Raw genomic sequence first — 25,697 nt, 5'->3', positions numbered from 1 at the left:
TTGATATTAACCATCGCTTCTTACTGTAATCAAAATAAGAAGCGACAAGTTAATTTATACTTGGTGTGACTGAAAATCAGTTATTAATTGTCTGACGAAAGTGAGCCTTTCAGCATAATTGATTAGTGGTTTAACAAATTTCAATTTATTAGGCCCATCTAGCCGATAAATATCAGCTGAGTTTTGCAGTAACGCGATAAGAAAATTCGCGCTTACTTTATTTTGTTCACTAAATTCAATAAATCCGCCTTTTTCATGAGCTTCTATTCGTTTAATGCCTAATGCTTGTGCATGCATCCGAATGGCAGTAGATTGTAGTAACTGCTTGCCTGCATCAGGCAGGCTACCAAAACGATCAATAAGTTCAATTTTTAACTCTTCCAGCTCATTGTCATTTTTGGCGCTGGCAATCCTTTTATAAAACGATAATCGGAGATTTACGTCGGGAATATAGTCATCCGGCAGTAGTACCGGCATTCTTAACTCAATTTCAGTCTGTTGGCTGGTAAGTTGTTCTAAAGAAGGTTCCTTGCCTTGCTTTAAAGCCTCAACGGCGTTTTCTAGCAGTTCCATATAAAGTGTAAATCCGATGGTGGTCATCTGTCCGCTTTGTTCTTCACCGAGCAACTCGCCAGCACCGCGAATTTCTAGATCATGGGTAGCCAATGCAAAGCCAGCGCCAAGATCTTCTAGTGCTGCGATCGCTTCAAGCCGTTTTTGCGCGTCACCGGTCATAGCTTTCGGGTGTGGTGTTAAAAGATAAGCATAAGCTTGATGATAAGAGCGGCCAACTCTGCCACGTAGTTGATGTAATTGCGCTAAACCAAAATGATCTGCCCGTTCAATAATAATAGTATTAGCGGTAGGAATATCGATTCCGGTTTCAATGATGGTGGTGCAAATTAATACATTGAACCGTTGTCGATGGAAATCGGTCATTACCCGCTCCAGCTCTCTTTCGCGCATTTGACCATGGCCAATTACAAAACGCGCTTCAGGTACCAGCGACTCTAAACGCTCTTTGGCTTTCTCAATATATTTTACATCATTAAACAGATAGTAAACTTGTCCACCCCGTAATATTTCACGCAAAATTGCTTCCCGCACAATTAAATCATCATATTGACGAACAAAGGTTTTAACCGATAATCGACGAGAAGGCGGAGTGGCAATAATCGATAGATCACGCATGCCACTCATTGCCATATTAAGGGTTCGAGGAATAGGTGTTGCCGTTAATGTTAGAATATCAACATTAGCTCGCATCGATTTAATTAATTCTTTATGGCGAACACCGAAGCGATGCTCTTCATCAACAATTAATAACCCGAGTGTTTTCCAACGAATATCATTTTGCAGTAATTTATGGGTACCAATTAAGATATCCACTTTTCCTTCAGCCGCTGCGTTGATAATCTGTTGCTGCTCTTTGTTACTACGAAAGCGTGACAGCATTTCAATCCGTACTGGCCAGTTTGCAAAACGGTCGCGAAAATTATCGAAGTGTTGTTGCGCCAATAGCGTTGTAGGTACCAACACGGCAACTTGTTGATTATTGGTTATTGCCAGGAATGCTGCTCGCATCGCTACTTCGGTTTTACCAAAGCCGACATCACCACAAACTAAGCGATCCATGGCAATAGGTTGACACATATCGCTTAAAACGGCATTAATTGCCTGTTCTTGATCAACGGTTGTTTCGAAAGGAAAACCTTGGCAAAAGAGCTGATATTGCATTTTATCATGCTTGAAAGCGAAACCTGGCTTTATGCTACGCTGAGCATGAAAATCTAACAGTTCTGCCGCCACATCACGAATTTTTTCAGCTGCTTTTTGTTTCGCTTTAGTCCAAACATCAGCACCTAATTTATGTAGTGGTGCACTTTCATCACCGCCGCCACTATAACGGCTAATTAAATTTAGCGATGAAACCGGAACATAAAGTTTATCATTGCCTGCATAAGTCAGCATTAAGTACTCAGCTTGAATACCTCCTGCGGCTAAAGTGGTTAAACCTTGATAACGTCCAACCCCATGTTCAAGGTGAACAACCGGTTGTCCGGGGCGTAACTCTGCCAGATTACGGATCAATAAATCGGTATTAATTGGTTTACGTTGTTCAGTATGACGTTGAATAACCCGTTTACCTAAAATATCGCTTTCACAAATAAGAGCTATTTGTTGATCCTGATTAGTAAAACCCTGCTCAGCTGCCCCCATGGTGATATAAAAGCCTGCATTACTTGCTTCACGCAGCATTTTAATCTTAATAGGGTTGATTTTTATCCGTGCTAATAGCTCTAGTACAGTTTCACGCCGTCCGGCACTTTCTGCAGAAAAAATAATTCGGCCAGCAAAATTTTTGCTGAACTGCTCCAGTTTATCAAGTGGGGCTTTATTTTGCTGGCTGATACTTAAATCAGGTAAAGCTAAGTAGGGAAGGTTAGTGTTGCCTGCTTTTTGACCGACCGGCGCAACTGAAATTTTGATACGTGGCCAAGTTTTAAGGGCGTGATTAAGTTGTTCGCTATTTAGCCAAAGTGTATCAGGCGGTAGTAGCGGACGCATGGGATCAACATTTCGGCTCTCATAGCGCTGATAAGTGTCAGCCCAAAATCTATTAGCCGCCGCTGTTAAATCTTGCGTGATCAATAAAGTATTAGCAGGCAAGTAGTCAAATAAAGAAGATAGTGGTTGATTGAAAAAAAGAGGTTGCCAATATTCAATTCCCGCTGGCATTATTTTTTTACTAATTTGTTGATAGATATGCTCAGGATCACGCCGTACGTCGAAATGTTCACGCCATTGGCTACGGAATAACTCAATAGCTTTATCATCTGTTGGGAATTCGTGAGCGGGCAGTAGATTTATCTGCTCAACTTCGCTGATAGTCAGTTGACTATCAACATCAAAAGTTCTTAAGCTATCAATTTCATCATCAAAAAAGTCAATCCGATATGGATTATCGCTGCCCATTGGAAAGAGATCAAGTAACGCTCCACGAGTAGCATATTCACCATGTTCGAGTACTTGTTCAACATGTCGGTAACCGACTTTATCAAGATTGTTACGCAAATTTTCACGTGAGAGTTTGTCGCCTTTATGCATTACCAGTGCATTGCTGATTAGGAAATCAGCAGGGCAAACTTTTTGCATTAATGTATTAACCGGAACAATTAACAAACCTTTTGTTAAGGTTGGTAGTCGATAAAGATTGACTAAGCGCGCAGAAATAATTTCTTGATGTGGTGAAAAACTATCATAAGGTAGTGTTTCCCAATCCGAAAGCATTGTCACTGAATTTTGCGAAAATTGTTGTATTTCATCACATAATTTTAAGGCATTATGCGTATCTTGAGTGATTAAAACGACAAGACCTTGATGGCGTTCGACAATATCAGCACACTCAACAGCGGCTGCCGCGCCAATTAGACACCCCAAATGGCGTGTATCACCTTGCTTTTTGGGTAGTTGGTAATAATATTTTGCCGGCATAAGGATTAATTAATTCTCATTGATAGAAATTGTAATACTTGTTTTGTTGACACTAAAACAAACGAAAAATAGTCTAATCTGTTAAGTTAGATATAAAAAATCGTAAAACTTTGGCTTAGGGTGGTTCCATTCAGTGACGCTACCCTTTATTATCGCCAAACACTTTGCTTTGGCAACAGAGGTATATCGGATTTCATGTCTCAGTCTGTTATCTTTTATATTGGTCTACGTTACATGCGTGGACGAACAGGCGACCGATTTGGTCGGTTCGTATCGAGTTTATCTACGATTGGCATTGCATTAGGCGTTATGGCATTAATTACCGTCACTGCTGTTATGAATGGTTTTGAACGCTCATTGCAGCAGAGTATTTTAGCATATATGCCACAGGCTATTTTAACGACACCTAAAGGTAATCTCAATCCCAATCAATATCCAGCAAAAAATGTAACCTACCTAGAAGGAATCGAAAGCATTGCCCCAATTGTAGAAAGTGATGTTGTATTGCAAAGCAGCCAAAATGTGGGGGTTGCGGTCATGATTGGCGTTGATGAAAAGTCAACCGAGCCTTTGTTAAATCATTTGCAAGACGTTGATCCTTCAGTATTAACTGCCGGTAGTTACCACGTTATTTTAGGCGTAAAGTTGGCTGAACAGCTTGAGCTAAAGAGGGGGGATCAATTGAGATTAATTGTCCCAGGTGTTAGTCAACTTACGCCAATGGGCAGAATACCCAGTCAGCGTTTATTCACGGTAGCCGGTTTTTTTGCTACCGAAGGTGAAGCCGATAATAGCGAATTATTGGTTAATCAACAGGACGCGGCAAGATTAATGCGTTATCCGATCGGTAATATTACGGGTTGGCGACTTTATCTTAAGGCACCTTTAACCGTTGATAGCTTGAGTCAACAGACGTTACCAGCAGGTATGGTATGGCAGGATTGGCGCGAACGAAAGGGTGAGTTTTTTCAGGCAGTGAGAATGGAAAAAAATATGATGGGATTATTATTGAGTCTCATTATTGCCGTGGCGGCCTTTAATATTGTTACTTCACTTTCATTATTAGTTATGGAAAAACAGTCTGAAGTGGCTATTTTGCAAACATTAGGTTTAAAGCGGGGCCAGATTATGGCTATTTTTATGTTACAGGGAGCAGGAGCAGGCATCATTGGTACCATCATTGGAACATTATTAGGTCTATTTATCGCAAGCCAGCTTAATATAATTATGCCTATGTTAGGTTTGTTGGCTAAAGGAATCGAATTACCGATATCTATTGATCCTGCTCGTATTATATTAATCGCTTTATCTTCAATCGCTATCTCATTATTGGCCACCCTTTATCCATCTTGGCGTGCAGCCACCGTTCAACCTGCAGAGGCTTTACGTTATGAATAATTCTCCGCTATTAGTTTGCCAGGACCTCTGTAAGTGTTATCAAGATGGCAAAATTTCGACTAATGTACTTAAAAATATCTCCTTCTCAATCAAAAAAAGTGAAATGATGGCAATTTTGGGTAGTTCAGGCTCTGGCAAGAGTACGCTACTGCATTTATTGGGTGGATTAGATACGCCAACTAGCGGTGATGTCATTTTTGATGGTAAAAAAATTAGCTCACTTTCTACCAATGGGCGAGCTGAACTACGCAATCAGAAGTTGGGGTTTATTTATCAATTTCATCATCTATTACCGGATTTTACTGCGTTGGAAAATGTAATGATGCCGTTATTAATTGGTGGAATGACACGTGTGAAAGCGCAGCAAAAAGCGAGTGAGATGTTAGCAGCAGTAGGTTTATCGCATCGAGTTAATCATCGCTCCGCTGAATTATCTGGCGGTGAGCGGCAGCGAGTTGCAATTGCTCGGGCAATTGTTAATGAACCTGCTTTAGTACTGGCGGATGAACCGACCGGTAATTTGGATTTACACAATGCAGATGTCATTTTTGATTTATTAATGGATCTTAATCGACAAAAAGGGACGGCATTTTTAGTTGTAACTCATGATTTGCGACTTGCCGGTCGTTTAACTCGTCAGCTGGAAATGCGGGATGGCTATTTACAGGATGATCCGAGCTTAATAGGAGTGCAATGATCATGGTGGAATTACCCCGTGCGTTAAAAATTGCACTTCGTTTTAGTCGAGGTAAAAAAAGAGCTGGTTTGGTTTCACTGATCTCGATTATTTCTACACTGGGTATTGTGCTTGGCGTTGCAGTGTTGATTATTGGCTTAAGTGCAATGAATGGTTTTGAACGTGAATTAAAAAATCGCATACTTTCAGTTGTCCCTCATGGACAAATTGCGGCAGTCAATCAGCCTTATTTAAATTGGCAAGCTGATTTAGCTAAGGTTCGACAAACACCAGGGGTTGTTGGTGTATCACCTTATATTAATTTTACTGGGTTGCTCGAAAAGGGGAATGCATTGAAGGCGATCCAGGTAGCCGGTGTTGATTTATCGTCAGAGCGATCAGTTAGTTCGTTACCTGATTTTATCTTGAATGATGCCTGGCAAAAATTAAAACCAGGTAATAACGAAATTATTTTAGGTCAAGGTGTGGCAGAAACATTAAAAGTTTCGCCTGGGGATCATATTACCATCATGATCCCTAATCATGATGATAAATTACGTATTCAGCAACCGAATCGAATTAGTGTCACGGTTATTGGCGTATTCAAATTAAATGGTATGTTAGATCATCAGCTGGCAATTGTGCCATTGCAAGATGCGCAGCAATATTTAGCCTATGGTGATGGTATTACTGGTTTTCAGATCAGTGTGAATGATGTTTTTGCTGCCAATAAAGTGGTTTACGATGCCGGAATAAATACTGGCCATTATGTCACTATTAAAAGTTGGATAGCGGATTATGGTTATATGTATAGTGATATTCAAATGGTGCGTGGCATCATGTATTTGGCCATGATTTTGGTAATTGCTGTCGCCTGTTTTAATATTGTCTCTACGCTGGTAATGGCAGTGAAAGATAAAAGCACCGATATTGCGGTGTTGAGAACACTCGGTGCTAAAGATAGTTTTATTCGTGCTATTTTTTTATGGTATGGATTAATAACGGGAATGGTGGGTTGTTTTATTGGTATGTTAGTCGGGATTTTTATATCACTAAATTTAACGACTATCATTAAATGTATAGAAAGTATTGTTGGTCATCCTATTTTATCAGGTGATATTTATTTTATCGATTTTTTACCCTCTGAGCTCCATATTACCGATGTATTTTATGTCATGTTAACAACATTAATTTTAAGTTTACTCGCAAGTTGGTATCCAGCTAAACGGGCAACAAAAATAGATCCGGCGCGAATTTTAAGTGGGCAATAACCGTTGTTGTTTTTGCTGTCATTATCTAAAAGAGGCGATGGTTTGGTTGAAAGTAATGGGTCGTTTAGCATGAAAAAGGATACTGTCCAATGATGTGGTTTTATTGTCGACTTAGAAAGTTACGTAAAAAGAAAAACTTACATCGACAAAGATTTCGTTGTTGCCTTTTTTACCGAGACAAACAGTTGATTGATAAGATGAAAACAAAAAAAATTGTCGTATTAACCGGCGCCGGGATTTCAGCTGAGTCTGGAATTCGTACTTTTCGCGCAACGGATGGTTTATGGGAAGAACATCGGGTTGAAGATGTTGCAACACCTGAAGGTTTTGTTAGAGATCCAGAATTAGTACAACGTTTTTACAATCAGCGGCGTTATCAATTACAGCAAGCAGATATAAAACCCAATGCAGCCCATCATGCTTTAGCAAAATTAGAACATTTCCTGGGTAATAATTTTTTATTAGTTACGTAAAATATCGATAACTTACATGAAAAAGCGGGTAGTAGACGCATTGTTCATATGCATGGTGAATTATTAAAAGCTCGCTGCTGTCAATCAGGTCAGGTTATTGAATGGAAAGGAGATCTAACAACTGATGATCGTTGTCACTGTTGCCAATTTCCTCAACCTTTGCGTCCCCATATTGTCTGGTTTGGTGAAATGCCACTAGGTATGGAGGTGATTTATCAGGCTTTATCATCAGCCGATATTTTTGTTGCAATTGGTACATCGGGACATGTTTATCCTGCCGCTGGGTTTGTACATGAAGCTAAACTTGCTGGTGCACATACCGTTGAATTGAATCTTGAACCCAGTCAGGTTGAAAGCCAGTTTGATGAAAAACATTATGGTGCTGCCACAAAAATTGTTGAAAAATATATTAGCGGGCTACTTGCAGAGCTCAAAGTATGATTAAGTAATAATGCATTTTATTAATATATCTGCTAAAACTGATTTGACGCAATAATTGTCATTAATTCCTTTCGCATAATGCGGTAATAGCTCATTGGGGGAAGAGAAATGGATAGGCTTTTAGAGCGTTTTTGGGAATATAGTGCGATTAATACTCAATCAAAGAGCTACACTAAATCTAAGCCCAGCAGTATAGGCCAGGCAAAATTAGCAAAGTTATTACTGACCGAACTGACAGAGCTAGGAGTTTCTACTAGCGAGTTGCTAGAAAACGGCTGTTTAATGGCGAAGCTGCCTGCCAATATTGAACATCCGGTTCCTGCGATTGGCTTTATTTGCCATCTTGACACTTCACCCGATTTTGTTGGTAAAAATGTTAAGCCACAACTGATTGAAAATTATCGTGGCGGTGATATCGCATTGGGTATTGGCAATGTGGTGTTATCGCCAGTAATGTTTCCCATTTTGCATGAAATGATAGGTAAAACAATAATTACTAGTGATGGTAAAACGTTATTAGGGGCAGAAAATAAGGCAGGTATTGCTGAAATTATGACGGCGATAACTCATCTAATACAGCAAAATATTCCTCATGGTGACATCTATATTGTGTTTACACCCGATGCCAAAATAGGTCGCGGAGCAAATAACATCGATTTAAAAAAATTTAATGCTGAGTGGGCTTATAATTTAGTTGGTAGGGGGATTGGTGGGCTTGAATATGAAAATTTTAATATCGCGAATGTGAGGATAAAAATTATCGGTAAAGGGATGCTAAAGGAGAGTTCCAAGGAGGGTATGGTAAATGCTTTAACATTGGCTACCCGCATTCATAATCAGATCCCAAGCCAAGAAATAGCAACGTATTCAATAATGGATCAAGGTTTTTATCATCTGAGTTGTATTAAAGGCACAGTAGATAAGACTGAAATGAATTATATTATTTGTGATTTTGATGAACAAAACTTTGCCAAACGTAAGCGAGCTATGTTCCAAATTGCGGAAGAACAGGGAAAAGATCTGCATCCTGATTGTTACATTGAATTGACGGTTGATGACATTTGTTACAACATGAATAAAGTGGTTTACAAGTATCCACATGTTATTGATATTGCCAAGCAAGCAATGATTGACTGCAATATAAAACCTAATGTGCAACTGAATCGAGATATTACCCATGGGGAATTGTTAGCTGCTTATGGCATACCTTGTCCTAATATTTTTACTGGCGGATATAATTTTCATAGTAAATATGAATTTATCTGTTTAGAAGGTATGCAGCAGGCAGTTGATGTGATTATTCGCATTGTGGCATTAACGGTGCAATATGTTAAATTTGATCGAGTTGCTGCGAACCAATGATGATTAACCTGCAAAATAAAATTATCAACTAGTTAAGCCAACATGTTTTATTATATACAGGTTAAACAATTCTAATCGTTAAAATACCAATATCCATCATTAATTAGTTTAGTGACTAATTGCATGAAATCCTTGTCATTCAATGCGTTGCCTAGCATATCAGCGTGAATTTCCTGTTTTTCACAAAGTATATTAATAGCTGTTATGTTTAATTTAGGCGATATTAATTGTTCACCATTAACAAAGTATTGATCCGCAACATTCAAGGTACGTAAGCCATTAAGTTTGTAAAGGGTATTTCCTTGACAAAGAAGCTGGATAACTTGCTCAACAGTATAGGATGGCTCGGGCGGCGCGATATCTAACTCATGACGAGACTGAGAGATAAATGTGCCAAACCAATGGTTAAAAATATGTGGTTGAGCAAGCAATTGTTGCATTATATGTTGTATTTCAGTTAATTCTGTTGGCAAGATCATAGCCGGATTGTCACGTGTCGCTATATCTGGATCGCTATAATGATAATTACCTAAGTCATTAGCGATAAGATAATCAGCAAAACTACTAAATAATTCACGGCTAGTCGGTGATCTAAAACCGACTGAGTAATTAAGTGAAGTTTCAATGGAGTAGCCTTCATGGGGGAAGCCTGGCGGGATATAAAGGATATCGCCAGGTTCAAGTTGTTTATCAATAATGGCAGCAAAAGGCTCTACCTGGAGTAGATCTGGATGTGGACAATGCTGTTTTAGTGCAATTTTTTCACCTACTCGCCAATGACGGCGGCCAAGACCTTGAATAATAAAAACATCATATTGATCAATATGGGGGCCAACGCCACCTGCTGGAACAGAATAAGAAACCATTAAATCATCAATTCGCCAATCAGATAAAACACGAAAGGGCGCGATTAAAGCAGTCGATGGATAATGCCAATGGTTAACGGCTTGTACTAGCAGTGACCATCCTGTTTTAGCCAATTGATCATAGCTATCAAAAGGGCCATGAGTGACATTCCAACTTCCATTCTGGAAGCTAACTAATCGACTATCCACTTCATCTTCCATTGCTAATCCAGCTAAATCATTAGCTGAAATAGGATCAATAAAATTAGTAAATCCTTGTTTAATTAATAGCGGCCTTTTTTGCCAATAATTTTTGATGAAATCTGGCCAATTGATGTTAAGTTGATAGTTAATTATTTTATTTTGCATATTTATTTTGTCAGATTAAAATAAGAAAATGGTGTTAGTGCTATTAGCTATCTGTCATGGGCGATTGTTGTCTAAAAGTTACAACCACGCGTGCTCCACCTAATGGATTATGAGTAATAGCAATATCTCCGTCATATTGTTCAATAATTTCAGCTGCAATAGAGAGCCCTAAACCTTGTCCTGGCCGTAGAGTATCAACACGTTGACCGCGTAAAAAAATCAAATCTCGTTTATCTTCAGCAACACCAGGACCATCATCATCGACGATAATGGTTAATGAATTTTCAGTGCTACTAGCGCTAACTTCGACAAATTCAAGGCAATATTTACAAGCATTTTCAATAATATTACCCATAATCTCCATAAAATCTATCGGTTGACCCATCCAAGTGATTTCAGGTGAGACATCGAGAGTCAAATTGACGCCTTTTTGTTGATATACTTTGGCTAAGGCACTGCATAGATTATCTAATAAGGCAGAAACTGAAGAAATTTCTCGGATTGCGAAATGATCTTCACTATGTATGCTAGCACGATGCAAATAATAGCCTATTTGTTGTGAAATTCGGCCAATTTGTTCCAGCATGATAGGCTCGGCTTGTTCAATGATCATTTGTTTGCTTGAGCGCAGAGAACGGAGGGTTGATTGTAATACCGCTAATGGGGTTTTTAGGCTGTGGCTTAAATCAGCAAGTGTAGTTCGATATTTGGTATAGCGTTTTTGTTCATTTACTAGTAAATTATTCAAGTTACGCACTAATCCGTTGAGCTCTAATGGCGGATTTTGATCCAGCGCTTCTCGCTCACCTTTTTCGATGCCACTTATTTGTGAACTTAATGATTCTATTGGGTATAAACTCCAGGAAGTTACTAGCCAAAGCATTGGAATAACCAGAATAAAATTGGCTAATATAACATAACCAAACCATTCCCAAACTAATCCAGTTTTCTGTAGATCTAAAGGTAAAGTATCTATTACAACAATAGTAAGTTGCGGCAGATTTTTAGTTGCCTGATAGTGGTTGACAGAAACTGAGTGAGTTAAAGAGGAATATTTATCTTTAATATCAGTCACTTTTTGCGCCGGTTTACTGCCGTTAGGTGAGACTTTAATTAATTCACGAGTGGTATTTAAATCGGTATCTAATTCGTACAATCCATCCTTTTTTAACCACTCTTTTTCGATGGCGTTTTCAATCGCAGGTATATGGCGTTGTCGCCACAAAATTTCACCTTGTTGATTATAAATTAAAATAAAGGCTGGGGCATTTAAGGTAAAATCAGTTGGGACATGGATATCTAACTTATTATTACGCCATTGCGCCAAGCTATAAAATAGATTACTTTGACTACGTAGTAAGGTATAGGTTGTTTTATCAAAACTAACTAAATAGCCAACGATTGCAACGGCACCATATGAAAGTGTCAATGCTAATATTATCCCCGAAGTTGCGAGTAAAAAACGTGTTCGCAACGAAAAGGGTTTTTTGCGTTTTAAAAAATTAAATTGTATCATCTGAATGTTCTGCGTCAAAGCGATAACCTTGCCCACGAACGGTCACAATGACATAATTAGGCCACGCTTGCATAATTTTTTTTCTTAATCGTCCCATTAAAACATCAATAGTATGGCTTTCGCGTAATTCTGCATCCGGATAAAGCTGGCGCATTAATGACTCTTTACTCACTACTTTACTATTATTACGCATTAAGGTTTCTAAAATAGTATATTCAAATGCGGTGAGTTTGATATTTTTATCTTTAATAGTGAATTCTTTACGTGACATATCAATAATAAAATCACCTAGTTGAAGTATTTGCGAAGCAAGTCCGCTGTTACGGCGCATTAATGCTTGAACCCGTGCTAAAATCTCCTCCAGATGAAAAGGTTTTGTCACATAATCATCGGCACCACTATTTAAGGCAACCACTTTTTCTTGCAGCGTTCACGAGCGGTTAATATTAGAATAGGCAATTTAATGTTGTCCTGCCGCCAACGCCTGATCATACTTAATCCATCTTCACCCGGTAATCCTAAGTCAACAATTGCAATATCGGGATTACCCTCTTGTAAAAAATAATCGGCTTCTTTAGCATCTGCTGCTGCATCAACTTGATGACCGGTCTCTTTTAACTGGACAGTTAGATGGTGACGTAAAAGCGCATTATCTTCTACAATTAATATCCGCATAACAACCTCAATTTCTGAATAAATCTACTAGAAAAAGTAGTAATAAATCCTATGTTAGAAGGATAGCTGGATGACGGCAAGATATTACTGAATGAAAAGAAAATAATTATGTGATTTGATTGGCTAATTAAACGAAAAGTAGGGTGAGCAATCAATATTACTCACCTATTAATGTTATTTTAAATGGTCCACCAGATTGACTGAATAACCAATATAGTTGGTTGGCGTCATTGTTTTTAAACGATTTTTTTCTGATTGTGGTAAATCTAAGCTATCAATAAATGCTTTGATGTCGCCTGCTGTAGCCCGTTTGCCGCGGGTTAAAGCTTTTAGTTTTTCATAAGGCTTTTCAATTCCATAACGGCGCATAACAGTTTGAATAGCTTCAGCCAGCACTTCCCAATTAGCATCTAATTCAGTTTGTAAATTCTGCTCATTAACTTCTAATTTACTCAAGCCTTTCAATGTCGCTTGATAGGCTACCAATGCATAACCAATACCGACCCCTAAATTACGTAATACCGTTGAATCAGTGAGATCACGTTGCCAACGTGAAATCGGTAACTTATTCGCCAGGTGATTTAATAAGGCATTGGCTAGTCCAAGATTACCTTCAGAATTTTCAAAATCAATCGGGTTAACTTTATGTGGCATGGTTGATGAACCAATTTCACCAGCGACAGTTTTTTGTCTGAAATGATTAAGGGCAATATAACCCCAGATATCTCGATCAAAATCGATTAAAATAGTATTAAAACGAGCAATACAATTAAAGAGTTCAGCAATATAGTCGTGGGGTTCAATTTGGGTTGTGAACGGATTCCATTTGATACCTAACGAAGTAACAAACTGTTCGCTAAACAGATGCCAGTTTATATCAGGATAAGCGGATAAATGGGCATTATAATTACCCACCGCACCATTAATTTTGCCTAAAATTTCGATTTGCTCAAGTTGCTGATATTGCCGCTCCATACGATAAGCGACATTAGCAAACTCTTTACCTATCGTCGTCGGCGTCGCGGGTTGACCATGGGTTCTTGATAGTAGCGGCAATGCGCGATAAAGACGCGCCATCTCTTTTAGTCTATTAATGATTTTTCGCCATTGAGGGAGAACCACTTGGTCACGGGCGATTTTTAGCATTAAGGCATGGGAAAGATTATTAATATCTTCAGAGGTACAGGCAAAATGAATAAATTCAGCCACTTTTTCAAGTTCAGGCATGGCTGCCATTTTTTCTTTTAGAAAATATTCAACCGCTTTTACATCATGGTTAGTTGTTTGTTCAATTTGTTTGATCTGAATGGCGTCATTTTCATTGAAGTTAGCGACAATTTGCTCAAGATAAGCCGTTGCTTCGGCACTAAATGCGGGTACTTCTTTAATGTCAGCACATGCTGCTAATTTTTGTAGCCAGCGTACCTCTACTTGTATACGATATTTCAGTAAACCAAATTCACTGAAAATTGGACGTAATAGACTGACTTTATCACTGTAGCGGCCATCAATTGGCGATACAGCAGTCAGTGAAGATAATTCCATTGGTAGTGACTCCCAGATTTATTAACAATGAGCAAGAATTTCTTTTGCTTGAGTGATCAAACGTTGTCGCGAAAACATTAATTGTAGGCGGCTTCCACCGACTTGTTGCCAGAGAACGGCGCTACGAATACCAGTAAAAAGTAATGCGCGTACTTTAGCTTGTATCGAGCTATTTTGCAGCATGTCGGGAGAACCTGTTACCTGAATACGTGGGCCAATAGGGCTAATAACATCTACATAAATTCCTGCCAGCGCATTAAAAATACCGCTGGACATAGGTTCAAAATAATTTTTTTGCTGTTGAAGTAATTCAATACGCCGTTTAAGTTCATCACTAGCCGATAGATTTTTTCTTAGTCGTCGTTCTAAGCCAATGAGACTTAATAAGTAGCGGGTTAAATCGGAGGAAAGCGTATTATTTGAAGCGGTAAGTATAGCAAGTAAAGTATTTAAACCAACACGAAGATTTGCCTCGCTATTGCCATAAACCGCTAATGTGGATGTTGGATTAATATTTAGGGTGCTATTAATCATTACTTCTGCCGTATTATCGTCAATTTTACCTTCATGAGCCAATTGTTGAACTAGACGACATGCTTGGCAAATACCGGCAAATGCAAGAGTAATATCATAAAAATTTTTGCTCACATTGACTCCTGAATACGTGTTTCAATGACGCCACCGCCTAAACAAATTTCACCTTGATAAAAAACTGCTGATTGGCCAGGTGTAACGGCTGCAATAGGGTAGTCAAATTGCACGGAGATTTTATTGTCACTAAGTGGCTTAATTGTGCAGGGGATATCTGGTTGTCGATAACGGGTTTTAACTGTATATTGATTGGCTTCGTTTAACGCTGGTGGATTAATCCAATGGATTTGTTGGACGATGAGTCCTGTGGACATCAAACGTGGGTGGTTATGGCCTTGGGCAACAATTAGCTGATTATTTTTAATATCTTTATCGACAACATACCACGGATCGTCGTTTGCTTCTTTTACACCACCAATACCTAATCCTTTACGTTGACCTAACGTATGATACATTAACCCTGTATGTTCACCTAAAATTTTGCCATCAACTGTTATAATTGTACCTGGTTTAGCTGGCAGATAGCGAGCGAGGAAGTCACGAAACTTTCGTTCACCAATAAAACAAATTCCTGTTGAGTCTTTCTTTTTGGCGGTAATTAAACCAACGTCCTCAGCGATACGGCGAACGGCTGATTTTTCCAGTTCACCGATTGGAAAAAGACTTTGTGCTAGTTGAGCTTGATCCAACGCATAAAGAAAATAGCTCTGATCTTTGTTGTTATCCAAACCACGCAATAATTGATGGCGACCATCAACAATTTTGCGTCGAGCGTAGTGGCCGGTGGCAATATAGTCTGCTGCCAGATCTTGTGCTGCGAATTCTAGAAATGCTTTAAATTTAATTTCTTTATTACATAGAATATCGGGATTCGGTGTGCGGCCAGCTTTATACTCAGCAAGAAAATGGGCAAAAACATTGTCCCAATATTCGGCGGAAAAATTAACGGTATGCAGTTCTATATCGAGTTTATCGCATACCGATTGCGCGTCGGCAAGATCGGTAGCTGCTGAGCAATACTCATCATTATCGTCTTCTTCCCAGTTTTTCATGAATAAACCGGCAACCTGATAACCTTGTTGTTTCAATAGGTAAGCGGATACGGATGAGTCAACGCCACCGGACATACCAACGATGACTTTTTTTAACTGGCTATCTGACATGAATAAATCTCATTGCGGGTAAACATAAACTCAAATATTTTAACATGCAGTGGCAAGTTGCACCATAGTAGCATAAGGATTAATCTCTATTAGCCGGTATGAAATTGATAAGGGTCGATTAATGTTAACGGGAGAAATTCTTGACTGATAAAGCAGCGGATGCTTTCTGCTACTAAAGGCGAGCGCAGGCATGGACTGGATAATATTTCATCAGCAGTAAGCCATAAACATTGGTGGATATCATTATCTTGTGGGGAGGTTTTAGGCATCTCATCCAGTTCAATCAGAAAAAGAAACCGCAGGAAAGCACAGCCATCAGGGGCTATCCATTGATGGATTTTTATTAATTGCTGGGGAACTGCATTAATACCGGTTTCCTCATATAGCTCGCGGCTCGCGGCAGCAAAAATAGTTTCGTTAGCTTCTAAATGTCCAGCTGGTTGATTCCAGACTGATTTATTATTAATAATTTCTTCTACAATTAAAAACTTACCTTTAACGTGAACGACGTTAGCAACCGTAACGTGTGGTTTAAACAAAATCGACCTCCTTCCACTCACCTGGCTGTAAGTTACCTAATTGAAAATTAGCCATACTATAGCGAATCAATCGTAAGGTTGGAAACCCTATGTTGGCGGTCATACGACGTATTTGTCGATTGCGGCCTTCTGATAAGGTAATTTTTAGCCAACAGGTTGGAATATTTTTTCTTGTGCGTATAGGAGGATGACGTGGCCAAAGCCAGTCGGGTTCAGCCACAAGTTCAGCTTTTGCTGGCTTGGTCATACCATCTTTTAATAGTAAACCGTGACAAAATTTTTGTAATGCGGTTGATTCCGGTATACCTTCAACTTGCACATAGTAAATTTTTTCCATTTTATTGTTTGGTTGGGTCAATTTGGCTTGTAATTTGCCATCATTAGTGAGTATTAACAGACCCTCGCTATCGCGATCTAAACGCCCGGCAGCATAGACATTGGTGATAGGAATATAATTTTTTAATGTCTGCCGACCAATTTGGTCAGTAAATTGTGACAATACATCGAACGGTTTATTAAAGAGTAATATTTTACGTGAACTAATCATATGTTTGACAAAATTTGCGCTATTTTTGTCATGATATTGTTTTGATTTGCTCTTTTTATGCTGCAGATTTGTCATAGCAATGATTAATAAAAAATGAGATCCCTATTATACCTTAAATTAGCAAACATTGGCGTAGAAAAATTATTCAAGTACCATGCAATATTCTTACCATAAGTTAACAGGTATTGCGCTAAGATAATAAAAGGAGAGATTGATGGAAAGCAAAGTAGTTGTTCCTCAACAAGGTGAAAAGATTACACTTGCAGCAGGTAAGCTTAATGTCCCTAATAATCCAATAATTCCTTATATTGAAGGGGATGGTATTGGTGCTGATATTACTCCGGTGATGTTAAAAGTGGTTGATGCAGCTGTAAAAAAAGCCTACCACGGTGATAAAAAGATTTCTTGGATGGAGATTTATACTGGTGAAAAATCAACTCAAATTTATGGTAAGGATGTATGGTTACCCGCTGAAACACTCGATTTGATCCAACAATATCATGTGTCTATTAAAGGGCCATTAACGACACCTGTTGGTGGCGGGATCCGTTCCTTAAATGTTGCTTTACGACAGCAACTCGATCTCTATATTTGTTTACGACCAGTGCGCTATTATCAAGGTACTCCTAGCCCAGTAAAACAGCCAGAATTGACTGATATGGTGATTTTTCGCGAAAATTCTAAAGATATTTATGCAGGTATTGAATGGAAAGCAGGCAGCTCTGAGGCAGATAAAGTAATTAAATTTCTGCAAGATGAGATGGGAGTAAATAAAATTCGTTTTCCAACCAATTGTGGTATTGGTATCAAGCCCTGTTCAGAAGAAGGAACTAAGCGGCTAGTACGAGCAGCAATTGAGTATGCTATCCAAAATAATCGTAAATCGGTCACTTTAGTGCATAAAGGCAATATAATGAAATTCACTGAAGGTGCCTTTAAAGATTGGGGATACCAGTTAGCACAACAAGAATTTGGTGGTGAATTACTTGATGGTGGTCCATGGATGAAAATTAAGCATCCAGAGACGGGTAAAGATATAATTATCAAAGACGTGATTGCTGATGCGTTTTTACAGCAAATTTTGTTGCGGCCAGCTGAATATGACGTTATTGCTTGTATGAACCTCAATGGCGATTATATTTCTGACGCATTAGCGGCCCAAGTTGGGGGCATCGGTATCGCCCCAGGCGCCAATATAGGCGATAGTTGTGCACTATTTGAAGCAACCCATGGAACAGCACCGAAATACGCAGGTCAAGATAAAGTCAATCCAGGCTCGATTATCCTGTCCGCTGAAATGATGTTACGCCATATGGGTTGGACAGAAGCCGCTGACTTAATTATTAAAGGCATGCAAGGGGCGATTGCTGCCAAAACCGTCACCTATGATTTTGAGCGTTTAATGCCAGGTGCTAAACTATTGAAATGCAGTGAGTTTGGTGATGCAGTGATCAATCATATGTAATTTTATGCTTTGCTGAATTAATCACGGGAACTTAACGGTTCCCATTTAATTTGCGAGCTATTGGTTTGTTCCCCAAAATATCACCAAAATTTTTCCCCAAAACTGAGCAATTAAACAGCAATAATTTGCCATTCTTTACCTCTATCATCATTATATTTATCAGTCATTTTATAAGATTTATGGCCAAGCAATTTTTTAGTGTTAATCCCTTGCTCTCTATACAAACGCTCTGATAAAGATCTCTGTTCATGAAAAGTTGGAGCCGATCCTTTTTCCCAAATTATCCCACATTTTTCTCTAGCTTTTTTAAACGTTGTAGTTAGAGTATTTGGCGTAACTTTTTCTCCTCTCTTGGCTTGTGATGTGGTATTCCTATAATGAATCAAATACGGACTTACTACTGAATCACGGCATTTAGAAACAACTTCTCGTAACGAAAAATTGATTGCATCACAACGTAGTGACAATGGGATAGCAACCTTGCTACCTGTTTTTTCTTGCTTTATGTGTAACATATCGTCCCAAATATCAGAAAATTTCATATTCGTTATATCACCAATACGTTGACCTGTAACAATGGCAAGGAGCATTCCGCATTGTAAATATGGAGGATGATTTTCAGCTTGTTTGTATATGGTTTGCCATTCATCAATGGATAGTCGTTCTCTTTTAATTCTATTACGAGGTTGTTTTGTTGCTTTTGCTGGATTATACCCTGGTGGCACGTGGCCGGCGTGTTGAGCTTCCTTAAAAATGTCAATAATAACCATTCTGACGATTTGTGCCATTCTACTGTGGCCTTCTGCTTTAACAGAATCAATAATTTCTGCAATATCAAGAGCGGTGATGTTTTCTAATTCTTTCATTCCACAGTGTTGGCGGAATAAATTAATTGGCTTTATTTTTTGCTTATATGAATTTATTTTTAGTTCATTTGCATCCAACCGTTCTTTTTGTATGTCTATGTATTTATCTATCCAAGTTGTTACAGTAATACTAGGTGTAGTTTTTTTGATTCTTGATAGTTTACTATTGATACAAAGTAATTGACGTGTCTGTTGTTCAGCGATAATCGTATTTGCTTCAATGGCAATTTGTTTAGCTTCAGTTTCCATAGTGCCTAAACTATGGAACTTTCCAGTTAGTGGATGCTTGTATTGCCAATAGATTTTTCCATTTCTTTTATCTAATTTACGATATAAGTTAGGAATTGTTATTTTATGAGAACGACGTCTGGCTGCCATCTAAAATTATCCTCTGGAGTTTTTCGTTATAGTTTTTTGCTAATTGTGGTTTGGCAACAATTCCAATATATCGTGCTTCATGATCTACCATCCATTTGCGTCCTACTTTTATTGCAGGCGGTGAAATCATCTTAGCTTTTGCATATTTTTTTAAGATTCTTTCACTAGGGGCATTTTCACCAAACTCAAGTTTTGCCCATTCTTCCAAATTAATCATTCTTGACATAATCATCACCTTACTTTGTAATTTACATGAGTCTTTGTTCTTAAAAATTTATTCAAAAACTCACACTATTCTCAGGCGCTTCATTGCCTCACAAAAACAGATAGCCTAAGCACGAATGGTTATCTTCGTTCTTTGTTAGGTTAGGGATATAATTTAGTGAGGTAGATTATTAGGGTTTATTTGCTGCGCCGTTTGATGCTTTATTTTGGTATTGCCAGGGTGGGTCTGCGAGTATCAGGTCATACTTCACTTCATCTCCTAAACATACCAGCTTTTATTTTTATGCAAGTCGTCTATTTTTTCTAACACAGTGATTTTATTACCGCCATTTCCGGTTAATGTTCCGCTTTCTCCATCAGTATCAAATTGATATATCAATCCTTTGTTTCTTAATTTTTTCTCCTTCAATCTAATTATTTTCATCATCTCACCATGATAAATAACCTGCATCCCTGCTTTGACATGATGTAACGTTGTTCTGTATTCATGGGTGTTATTCATAAGATTTCTCCGGTTATTGATTAAATAAATGTAAGATTTGATCAAAAAGTGATCATTTATGAATTATTTGTGGTAATATCATTGCCGTTGTGTGTTGGTTAACAGCAACATTTTCCCTGGTGTTGGCCAGCCTTGCGCTGGTCTTTTTTTGAGAGATGCGGAAATACCAAATAGTTGTCAATTTCTAGTGAATACGTCGGCTATTAGCAAATAACGATTTCAGATTGATACCGTATACCTGTAACCATGATTCAGCTGGCCATGACTTAACCTGACCATAACGAATATCCGGTACTTCGGTTGCCTCCTCATGGTTCTCACGACACCATCTGCGAAGTGGGGCAAATTTATATTTTTTACCTGTGGCATTCTTTACTGCTGTGATAGTGGCATGTTTAACACTTTCTCCTAGTCGTTCTGTCAGTTCCCGATTTTTACGGGTAGCAAAGCTGAGTTTACCCATTGCAGAAGCTTCACGAGTGCGGCTGATTTGTGATTTTGTTCTAATAGCTTCATCACGTTCATCTAAAATAACCAGTTTTTCTTTTTCTGACTCAACGAGTGCTTCCAATGCTTGAATATAATTTCCTGGTAGTGTTTTTTGGTATTGGATAGGATGAAAATAAGCGTTTTCCATTTTTTCAAAGAAAGACCATGCTTCGTCGGTATCAACAATTTTTGACATACGAGCTGCGCCTTTCTCCGTCCATAAAATCTGCTGGCTTGTATATTTACTAACCAACCCGATATTATCGGGTACCCTCTTAAACTGTTGTAATTCATTACCTTCCAGCTTGAAATAATGGATACCTTCGATAAAACGAGCTTTATGGTTTGCTAGATTATCTTGAATGTTTTTCATGCTGGCACCATACCCCTTAGCAAGGGTTTCAGTAGTTACCACTCGAACATTTTGCCACTCGATAACGGGTAATTGACTTGAATCGATAGTAATTAATTCAGCTTTCATCGTGATTCTCCTTTTAAGCTTTGATTACTTCTTGACCTAAGGCGGAATTCTGCCTTAGCTCTTCAATTAACTCTTTGGCTTGTTTTGTCTCAAGCCATGTTTTAGGGCGTTTAGCATCTTTGCCACCACTGGCTTTATGTAACGCATTAAGGTTGAAACGGCCTTCTGAGTCTGTCGTTATTTCTACGCCAGCAATGATAGGGTAATGTTCATTTGTTAAATTTTGCATATCGTAATTCCTCAAAATTAATTGATGAATGAGCATTGATTAAGTGGAATAGGTTAGGTGGGTAATGACTTCTTGTTTTGTAACTATTTCTTCAATGTGTCGAGGAATACACCCAAATAGACCAGGAGTGCAGGGACTATCATAATACCGATAACTAGTAGCTCTTGCCCACCTAAATGGATATTGCCTAATTCGCCACGTTTAAACCTGATTTGCGGGTCAATAACGGCATCGGCGTGCGCAATGTGACCAACTATCAATTCGAAAGCAAATGCCGCGCTGATAAACAATAATGTCGTGATTAATAATTTAATGATGTTAAGTTTCATAACTTAACCTCCGGTATAATTAGCGTCTAGAAAGGTATATCTTGGTCTTCAAAATCAGCTTGATGAATAGGGTTAGTGGTTGGTATACCCGTTCTACCTTGGCTTTCCTGCGGTTTCGTCTCTTTCCGGTTGCCCAATATTTCAACGTTGTTGACCAGAAATTCCGGTGATATCCTTTGCTGACCGGATTTGTCTGTCCATTTATTCTCTTGATAGGCAGCAGTAACACGAACAAAAGTGCCTTTTTGTGCATGCTTCTCAATATATTCGGCTATTTGTTTAAATGCCTTACAATTAATCCATGTCGTTTCGTCTATCCATTGACCGTTACTATCTTTCCTTGATTTACTAATAGCTAGAGAAAATGTGGTAAATGGAATAAAAATATCGTTACTGGGAATATAGCGGATTTCTAATTTGCCGATTCGTCCGGTAAAATTACATTGGTTCTGGTTTGCCATGGGGTCTCCACATATTGATTAATTTTGTTGATTTCTGATTTCAGTTTTTCGATAAATACTTGAACGGCTTGTTCAATTTCGTTAACTAAATCATCATCCTTGAACATTCGGATTTTATAGTAGGCAAGGTTAGGGGGGAGTCTGTCATCATAGCTGACAAAATCGCACCAGTTTCTCCCTGTGCACATCATTTGGCCGTGCATTTGTAACAGGTATTCGTATTTGGGTTTTCCTGTAACAATGGTTTCAATGTGGGTAGTGGTGTTGGGGCATTTGATTTCGATAAGTCCATCATCATTAACCAGGCCGTCAGGACTGGCACCAAATAGTGCAATAGACGGGTGGGGAATAAAGCCCACTTCGGTGACCGTGACATCAAACTCATTGAGGCAATATCGCGTTCTGGCTTGAGGTTCAAGTGCAATTCCCCGTTCAATGGCCTGATTGGTTTTAATTTCTTCTCGTCGTCCGGTAAGGGTTTCACAGACTAACTGCATGAGGTAGTTTCGTTGTGTTGTTCCCTTGCCTTTGGATAACACCTTGTGTAAATTGCTGGCGGTGACTTTCCCAAGTCTTGCGTGAAACCACTCGTCCGTTTTCTGCTTCATGATTAGCCTCGTTTTTAATTAAATTTTTATTTTCTTCGCCAATAATTCCTTTCTCTTCCGGTGTTAACTGTTCCCAATGCGATCTCATGGATTCAACGCCACCTTTTGCTGCGGTTTTTAATTCCTTGATTAATTGATTGTAACGAGCCTTTTGTTGCGCTTCTTCTTTCTGCATCACAACTTTTTCCTGCTCAGGTAAATCTTCACCCGCATAGATATAAAATCCTAATCCAAACATCGAAATGGCTTTAGTGAGGCAGCGCATCAGCGCTTTGTTGATATCAACGGCGTTAGGATTGGAAATAGCCTGATTCCGGTAATCCATAACGGGTAACCACATTTTGCGCGGACATTCGTTATTACCCTGTTTAACAGTGAGGGTTAATGACACCATGGCACTGCCATCATTGTTATAGCTAACGGCATCAATGACATAGTAGGATTCTGGGTAATGTGCCATTAATACGCCCCATGCCCAAGCCCATGAGAGATAAGAAAGGCCGCTTTTCTTTTCAACTTTATCGTTAACATTAATCGCCGACAGTGTTTCCCAAACCTGTTGTTGAAAACTTATCTCTTTTTCGGTATGTTGTATTTCGCTCATAGATATTTCCTCTTGGGCGCTCGAAGTGCTTTGTACTGATGGATATTCTCATTTTTGAAATGGTCAAACAGTGCCTTCCAGATATCGTCAAAATCCTCAATACTGAGTTTTCGCATCACTGAGGAAGGCAGGCAGTCATAAACAGGCTGGACAAGTTCGCTGATTTCGTCGTCCAGCCTGTCCTCCCAATAAGCAATTTCTTGCTGTTGTTCGTACCAGTCATCTTGCATGGCGTAAGGGTTCATTTGACCTCCTCGAACTGAAATAGCATCCTGTTTTTTCTGGTTTTAATCTCGGCGACTAATAACTCGATTTCATTTTGTGAAAAGTGTGCGTTCAGTAGCAGGGTGATAATTTTTTCTTTAATATGACGTTTTTTCGACATTTCTGATTTAAGTGGCATGATGATTTTTTCCATAAGCTTTTAGTTGCAGTGATAAAGCGATGAGCCATATATCTTGTCGTTGGGTATTAATCGCTAACTTTGCTGCCTGTCTTGCCAGCGCTAGCAGGATGTTGTCTTTGTTCATAGTTAGCCCTTATGCCACCTGACTATATTTGTCGTGGGTGAATTCACCATTCCACTCTTTCTTCATCGGTAGCTTACTTTTGAGGTATTGGTTATATAGCCATGAAGCCCCCTTTTTTAGCAGAACGATTTTGTAACACTGACGTTGCCCATAATCGTTTGTCATGATGAAGGGGGATTCGGTTAAATATTTATCTCTTGCATAAGAATGAACACGCCAGACATGAGCCTTGCTGATATCCTTTTCTGCATCGTAGAGAAAATGACGCGATTCTAGAAAAAGGTTAACCTGGTTAATATTTACGCCATTAAGTTGTTTGCAAAACTGAACGGGTGACATACCAACCTGAAACAGGTTTTTTAGGCTATCGATTTCTGTTGTGAGGTTCTTGTTTTCTAGTAATAGCTTTTCTTTATCTTCCTCAGCACGAACAACCATGAGTGCCAGTTCTTTGGTTGTTGGTAGTAATGTTTGAGGTTGTAAAATCCGTCTTTCGCATTCAATAAAATACTGTCTGGCCTGTTTCCCCTTTTCGTTACGCTCAACCATTGATAACTCTTTCGCCATATCGATGCTGATATAGTAGTCTTTCATTAGACGTTGGCGAGATTTTGCACTCCCCGATTTTGGGGAGCTCAAATTTTCTACAATTATGTAGTCCTGATTTTCAACAAATCCATACTGGTTAATTCGGTCTTTAATCCATGTGGTAAAATCCTTGCCAACTTCTAGAAATGCATGTAAATCACGGGCATTTACCGTTGGGATTAAGCCACCGTTAATGTTTTTTGTTTCGATTGTAATTAGTTGATGTAATTTAGACATAAAAATATTTCTCCGTAATTAAACGAATTAAGGTGTTAACGTGAAAGATTTTGCAGATTGAACCCTAAACCCGTTATACTTACCCAAAAGGAGGATTTCCTATGGGTCAAGTTGCATTTGATACACTACAAGCATCAGAAGAGCTTCAAACGGCTGGACTTACTAGTCAGCAAGCTAAGGCTATTTCACTTGTTGTACGTAGATCGCATGAGGTTGCTGATGTAGCGACTAAATCTGATATTGTTGAAGTAAATCGCAATATTGCTGATGTTCGTAAAGACTTATCTGCTGAGATGAATTTACGTTTCGAAAAAGTAGATGCACAAATCTCTGATGTTCGTAAAGATATGACGGTACGTTTCGAGAAAACAGATGGTCAAATAGCGTTGATTCGTAAAGATGTTGAAACTATTGCTACTGGACTACTTTTAAAACTTGGTGGTGTAATCGTTGTGACTATTAGTGCTGCAACGGCAATACTGAAATTCTTTTAATTTCTTGGTTGCAGGTTCAAACTCTGCATAGACCGCCAAATGCCATTCAACGTTTTTGTTAATTTATGGTTTTCTTTATTCAGGTATTTATTTTGCTCAGTTAAATAATGAATAAAGGTCTTAAGTGCTTTCGTGTATTCGTCTTCTGCATCTAATGGCTCAAGATTAATGATGTAATGCGCATGATTATCACCGTCATAAGCCATATCTATGAAGTTAACTAAATTTGGATGGTTTGACGTTACAATGCGTGAATTGTCCAGTCTCATGATGTGTACTCCTTTGTTTATTCTAATTATTTATTG

27 protein-coding genes and 3 pseudogenes are annotated in these 25,697 nt (G+C 38.7%); 7 read left to right on the top strand and 23 right to left on the bottom strand.

Annotated features, from left to right (window positions below; genetic code table 11):
* Positions 1-54: 54 nt before the first annotated feature.
* Entirely contained in the window at positions 55-3,495 is a 3,441-nt protein-coding gene (mfd, locus tag WH390_RS00500; protein WP_032116456.1) for a transcription-repair coupling factor, read from the bottom strand.
* Between the two features lie 195 nt (positions 3,496-3,690).
* Between mfd and lolC the strand changes: the two genes are divergently transcribed.
* From lolC to pepT, 5 genes and pseudogenes are all read left to right on the top strand, one after another.
* The gene (gene lolC, locus WH390_RS00495) at positions 3,691-4,893 is read left to right on the top strand and encodes a lipoprotein-releasing ABC transporter permease subunit LolC (RefSeq protein WP_032116457.1); all 1,203 of its coding nucleotides are present in this window, start codon (positions 3,691-3,693) and stop codon (positions 4,891-4,893) included.
* A complete protein-coding gene (gene lolD / locus WH390_RS00490) occupies positions 4,886-5,590 on the top strand; it encodes a lipoprotein-releasing ABC transporter ATP-binding protein LolD (RefSeq protein ID WP_032116458.1) in 705 nt (234 codons plus the stop codon). The genes lolC and lolD overlap by 8 nt, the downstream gene beginning before the upstream one ends.
* A gap of 2 nt (positions 5,591-5,592) precedes the next feature.
* A complete protein-coding gene (gene lolE, locus WH390_RS00485; RefSeq protein WP_032116479.1) occupies positions 5,593-6,840 on the top strand; it encodes a lipoprotein-releasing ABC transporter permease subunit LolE in 1,248 nt (415 codons plus the stop codon).
* 89 nt (positions 6,841-6,929) lie between these two features.
* A pseudogene (cobB, locus tag WH390_RS00480) lies at positions 6,930-7,754 on the top strand (Sir2 family NAD+-dependent deacetylase).
* Positions 7,755-7,862: 108 nt separating this feature from the next.
* A complete protein-coding gene (gene pepT, locus WH390_RS00475) occupies positions 7,863-9,116 on the top strand; it encodes a peptidase T (protein ID WP_032116459.1) in 1,254 nt (417 codons plus the stop codon).
* A 71-nt stretch (positions 9,117-9,187) separates the two neighbouring features.
* On the opposite strand, the gene WH390_RS00470 is transcribed toward pepT, so the two are convergent.
* From WH390_RS00470 to rluE, 8 genes and pseudogenes are all read right to left on the bottom strand, one after another.
* Positions 9,188-10,315 (bottom strand): cupin domain-containing protein, encoded by a 1,128-nt coding sequence (locus tag WH390_RS00470; RefSeq protein WP_032116480.1) that lies wholly within the window; start codon positions 10,313-10,315, stop codon positions 9,188-9,190.
* A 58-nt stretch (positions 10,316-10,373) separates the two neighbouring features.
* Positions 10,374-11,846, bottom strand: coding sequence for a two-component system sensor histidine kinase PhoQ (gene phoQ / locus WH390_RS00465; protein ID WP_032116460.1), 1,473 nt, complete (start codon positions 11,844-11,846; stop codon positions 10,374-10,376).
* A pseudogene (phoP, locus tag WH390_RS00460) lies at positions 11,833-12,521 on the bottom strand (two-component system response regulator PhoP). The gene phoQ and the pseudogene phoP overlap by 14 nt, the downstream one beginning before the upstream one ends.
* 174 nt (positions 12,522-12,695) lie before the next feature.
* A complete protein-coding gene (gene purB / locus WH390_RS00455; protein WP_032116461.1) occupies positions 12,696-14,066 on the bottom strand; it encodes an adenylosuccinate lyase in 1,371 nt (456 codons plus the stop codon).
* A gap of 21 nt (positions 14,067-14,087) precedes the next feature.
* Positions 14,088-14,714, bottom strand: a complete 627-nt coding sequence (gene hflD / locus WH390_RS00450; protein ID WP_032116462.1) for a high frequency lysogenization protein HflD — start codon at positions 14,712-14,714, stop codon at positions 14,088-14,090.
* Positions 14,711-15,820 (bottom strand): tRNA 2-thiouridine(34) synthase MnmA, encoded by a 1,110-nt coding sequence (gene mnmA / locus WH390_RS00445; RefSeq protein WP_032116463.1) that lies wholly within the window; start codon positions 15,818-15,820, stop codon positions 14,711-14,713. Before mnmA ends, hflD begins: the two co-directional genes overlap by 4 nt.
* Positions 15,821-15,909: 89 nt before the next feature.
* Entirely contained in the window at positions 15,910-16,359 is a 450-nt protein-coding gene (locus WH390_RS00440; protein ID WP_032116464.1) for an NUDIX domain-containing protein, read from the bottom strand.
* Positions 16,352-16,981 (bottom strand): 23S rRNA pseudouridine(2457) synthase RluE, encoded by a 630-nt coding sequence (gene rluE / locus WH390_RS00435; RefSeq protein ID WP_032116465.1) that lies wholly within the window; start codon positions 16,979-16,981, stop codon positions 16,352-16,354. The genes WH390_RS00440 and rluE overlap by 8 nt, the downstream gene beginning before the upstream one ends.
* 139 nt (positions 16,982-17,120) lie before the next feature.
* On the opposite strand from rluE, the gene icd reads away from it, so the two are divergent.
* Positions 17,121-18,371, top strand: coding sequence for an NADP-dependent isocitrate dehydrogenase (gene icd, locus WH390_RS00430; RefSeq protein ID WP_032116466.1), 1,251 nt, complete (start codon positions 17,121-17,123; stop codon positions 18,369-18,371).
* Positions 18,372-18,481: 110 nt separating this feature from the next.
* On the opposite strand, the gene WH390_RS00425 is transcribed toward icd, so the two are convergent.
* The 13 genes and pseudogenes from WH390_RS00425 to WH390_RS00365 form a co-directional block, all read right to left on the bottom strand.
* Positions 18,482-19,615: a phage integrase Arm DNA-binding domain-containing protein gene (locus WH390_RS00425; RefSeq protein ID WP_032116467.1), complete on the bottom strand. Its 1,134-nt coding sequence runs from the start codon at positions 19,613-19,615 to the stop codon at positions 18,482-18,484.
* On the bottom strand, positions 19,590-19,841 hold the full coding sequence (locus WH390_RS00420; RefSeq protein WP_032116468.1) for an excisionase: 252 nt from the start codon (positions 19,839-19,841) through the stop codon (positions 19,590-19,592). The genes WH390_RS00425 and WH390_RS00420 overlap by 26 nt, the downstream gene beginning before the upstream one ends.
* Before the next feature lie 258 nt (positions 19,842-20,099).
* A complete protein-coding gene (locus WH390_RS00415) occupies positions 20,100-20,342 on the bottom strand; it encodes a hypothetical protein (protein ID WP_032116469.1) in 243 nt (80 codons plus the stop codon).
* 184 nt (positions 20,343-20,526) lie between these two features.
* Positions 20,527-21,312, bottom strand: a complete 786-nt coding sequence (locus WH390_RS00410) for an ORF6N domain-containing protein (protein ID WP_032116470.1) — start codon at positions 21,310-21,312, stop codon at positions 20,527-20,529.
* Positions 21,313-21,325: 13 nt separating this feature from the next.
* Entirely contained in the window at positions 21,326-21,541 is a 216-nt protein-coding gene (locus tag WH390_RS00405) for a KilA-N domain-containing protein (protein WP_032116471.1), read from the bottom strand.
* A gap of 83 nt (positions 21,542-21,624) precedes the next feature.
* Positions 21,625-21,870 (bottom strand): hypothetical protein, encoded by a 246-nt coding sequence (locus WH390_RS00400; RefSeq protein ID WP_032116472.1) that lies wholly within the window; start codon positions 21,868-21,870, stop codon positions 21,625-21,627.
* A 26-nt stretch (positions 21,871-21,896) separates the two neighbouring features.
* Entirely contained in the window at positions 21,897-22,331 is a 435-nt protein-coding gene (locus WH390_RS00395; protein WP_032116473.1) for a single-stranded DNA-binding protein, read from the bottom strand.
* Entirely contained in the window at positions 22,283-22,939 is a 657-nt protein-coding gene (locus WH390_RS00390; RefSeq protein ID WP_052044958.1) for a lambda exonuclease family protein, read from the bottom strand. The genes WH390_RS00395 and WH390_RS00390 overlap by 49 nt, the downstream gene beginning before the upstream one ends.
* 145 nt (positions 22,940-23,084) lie before the next feature.
* Positions 23,085-23,543: pseudogene (locus WH390_RS00385) on the bottom strand (DUF1071 domain-containing protein); the annotation flags it as partial.
* Positions 23,540-23,788: a hypothetical protein gene (locus WH390_RS00380; RefSeq protein ID WP_032116474.1), complete on the bottom strand. Its 249-nt coding sequence runs from the start codon at positions 23,786-23,788 to the stop codon at positions 23,540-23,542. The gene WH390_RS00380 and the pseudogene WH390_RS00385, both read right to left, overlap by 4 nt.
* Complete coding sequence (locus WH390_RS00375) at positions 23,785-23,946, bottom strand: hypothetical protein (RefSeq protein ID WP_187290968.1); 162 nt, start codon at positions 23,944-23,946, stop codon at positions 23,785-23,787. The genes WH390_RS00380 and WH390_RS00375 overlap by 4 nt, the downstream gene beginning before the upstream one ends.
* A complete protein-coding gene (locus tag WH390_RS00370; RefSeq protein ID WP_155847019.1) occupies positions 23,936-24,073 on the bottom strand; it encodes a hypothetical protein in 138 nt (45 codons plus the stop codon). Before WH390_RS00370 ends, WH390_RS00375 begins: the two co-directional genes overlap by 11 nt.
* Before the next feature lie 9 nt (positions 24,074-24,082).
* Positions 24,083-24,898 carry an antA/AntB antirepressor family protein gene (locus WH390_RS00365; protein ID WP_081932924.1) on the bottom strand — a complete coding sequence of 272 codons (816 nt, stop codon included), beginning with the start codon at positions 24,896-24,898 and terminating at the stop codon, positions 24,083-24,085.
* Positions 24,899-24,999: 101 nt separating this feature from the next.
* Between WH390_RS00365 and WH390_RS00360 the strand changes: the two genes are divergently transcribed.
* Positions 25,000-25,392 (top strand): hypothetical protein, encoded by a 393-nt coding sequence (locus WH390_RS00360; protein WP_032116475.1) that lies wholly within the window; start codon positions 25,000-25,002, stop codon positions 25,390-25,392.
* Here the strand turns inward: WH390_RS00360 and WH390_RS00355 are convergent.
* Positions 25,389-25,661, bottom strand: coding sequence for a hypothetical protein (locus tag WH390_RS00355; protein WP_052044960.1), 273 nt, complete (start codon positions 25,659-25,661; stop codon positions 25,389-25,391). The genes WH390_RS00360 and WH390_RS00355 overlap by 4 nt on opposite strands.
* Positions 25,662-25,697: the final 36 nt, after the last annotated feature.

This window comes from Candidatus Arsenophonus nilaparvatae, from assembly GCF_045346035.1.
Classification (GTDB): Bacteria; Pseudomonadota; Gammaproteobacteria; order Enterobacterales; family Enterobacteriaceae; genus Arsenophonus; species Arsenophonus nilaparvatae.
The sequence above is the reverse complement of the archived record's forward strand: the minus strand, read 5'-3'. Positions and strand labels throughout refer to the sequence as shown.

Coding starts and splice junctions, on each gene's coding strand:
- mfd (WP_032116456.1), bottom strand. CDS start 3,495: ATGCCGGCAAAATATTATTACCAACTACCCAAAAAGCAAGGTGATACA.
- lolC (WP_032116457.1), top strand. CDS start 3,691: ATGTCTCAGTCTGTTATCTTTTATATTGGTCTACGTTACATGCGTGGA.
- lolD (WP_032116458.1), top strand. CDS start 4,886: ATGAATAATTCTCCGCTATTAGTTTGCCAGGACCTCTGTAAGTGTTAT.
- lolE (WP_032116479.1), top strand. CDS start 5,593: ATGGTGGAATTACCCCGTGCGTTAAAAATTGCACTTCGTTTTAGTCGA.
- pepT (WP_032116459.1), top strand. CDS start 7,863: ATGGATAGGCTTTTAGAGCGTTTTTGGGAATATAGTGCGATTAATACT.
- phoQ (WP_032116460.1), bottom strand. CDS start 11,846: ATGATACAATTTAATTTTTTAAAACGCAAAAAACCCTTTTCGTTGCGA.
- purB (WP_032116461.1), bottom strand. CDS start 14,066: ATGGAATTATCTTCACTGACTGCTGTATCGCCAATTGATGGCCGCTAC.
- mnmA (WP_032116463.1), bottom strand. CDS start 15,820: ATGTCAGATAGCCAGTTAAAAAAAGTCATCGTTGGTATGTCCGGTGGC.
- rluE (WP_032116465.1), bottom strand. CDS start 16,981: ATGACAAATCTGCAGCATAAAAAGAGCAAATCAAAACAATATCATGAC.
- icd (WP_032116466.1), top strand. CDS start 17,121: ATGGAAAGCAAAGTAGTTGTTCCTCAACAAGGTGAAAAGATTACACTT.
- WH390_RS00425 (WP_032116467.1), bottom strand. CDS start 19,615: ATGGCAGCCAGACGTCGTTCTCATAAAATAACAATTCCTAACTTATAT.
- WH390_RS00420 (WP_032116468.1), bottom strand. CDS start 19,841: ATGTCAAGAATGATTAATTTGGAAGAATGGGCAAAACTTGAGTTTGGT.
- WH390_RS00415 (WP_032116469.1), bottom strand. CDS start 20,342: ATGAATAACACCCATGAATACAGAACAACGTTACATCATGTCAAAGCA.
- WH390_RS00410 (WP_032116470.1), bottom strand. CDS start 21,312: ATGAAAGCTGAATTAATTACTATCGATTCAAGTCAATTACCCGTTATC.
- WH390_RS00405 (WP_032116471.1), bottom strand. CDS start 21,541: ATGCAAAATTTAACAAATGAACATTACCCTATCATTGCTGGCGTAGAA.
- WH390_RS00400 (WP_032116472.1), bottom strand. CDS start 21,870: ATGAAACTTAACATCATTAAATTATTAATCACGACATTATTGTTTATC.
- WH390_RS00395 (WP_032116473.1), bottom strand. CDS start 22,331: ATGGCAAACCAGAACCAATGTAATTTTACCGGACGAATCGGCAAATTA.
- WH390_RS00390 (WP_052044958.1), bottom strand. CDS start 22,939: ATGAAGCAGAAAACGGACGAGTGGTTTCACGCAAGACTTGGGAAAGTC.
- WH390_RS00380 (WP_032116474.1), bottom strand. CDS start 23,788: ATGAACCCTTACGCCATGCAAGATGACTGGTACGAACAACAGCAAGAA.
- WH390_RS00375 (WP_187290968.1), bottom strand. CDS start 23,946: ATGCCACTTAAATCAGAAATGTCGAAAAAACGTCATATTAAAGAAAAA.
- WH390_RS00370 (WP_155847019.1), bottom strand. CDS start 24,073: ATGAACAAAGACAACATCCTGCTAGCGCTGGCAAGACAGGCAGCAAAG.
- WH390_RS00365 (WP_081932924.1), bottom strand. CDS start 24,898: ATGTCTAAATTACATCAACTAATTACAATCGAAACAAAAAACATTAAC.
- WH390_RS00360 (WP_032116475.1), top strand. CDS start 25,000: ATGGGTCAAGTTGCATTTGATACACTACAAGCATCAGAAGAGCTTCAA.
- WH390_RS00355 (WP_052044960.1), bottom strand. CDS start 25,661: ATGAGACTGGACAATTCACGCATTGTAACGTCAAACCATCCAAATTTA.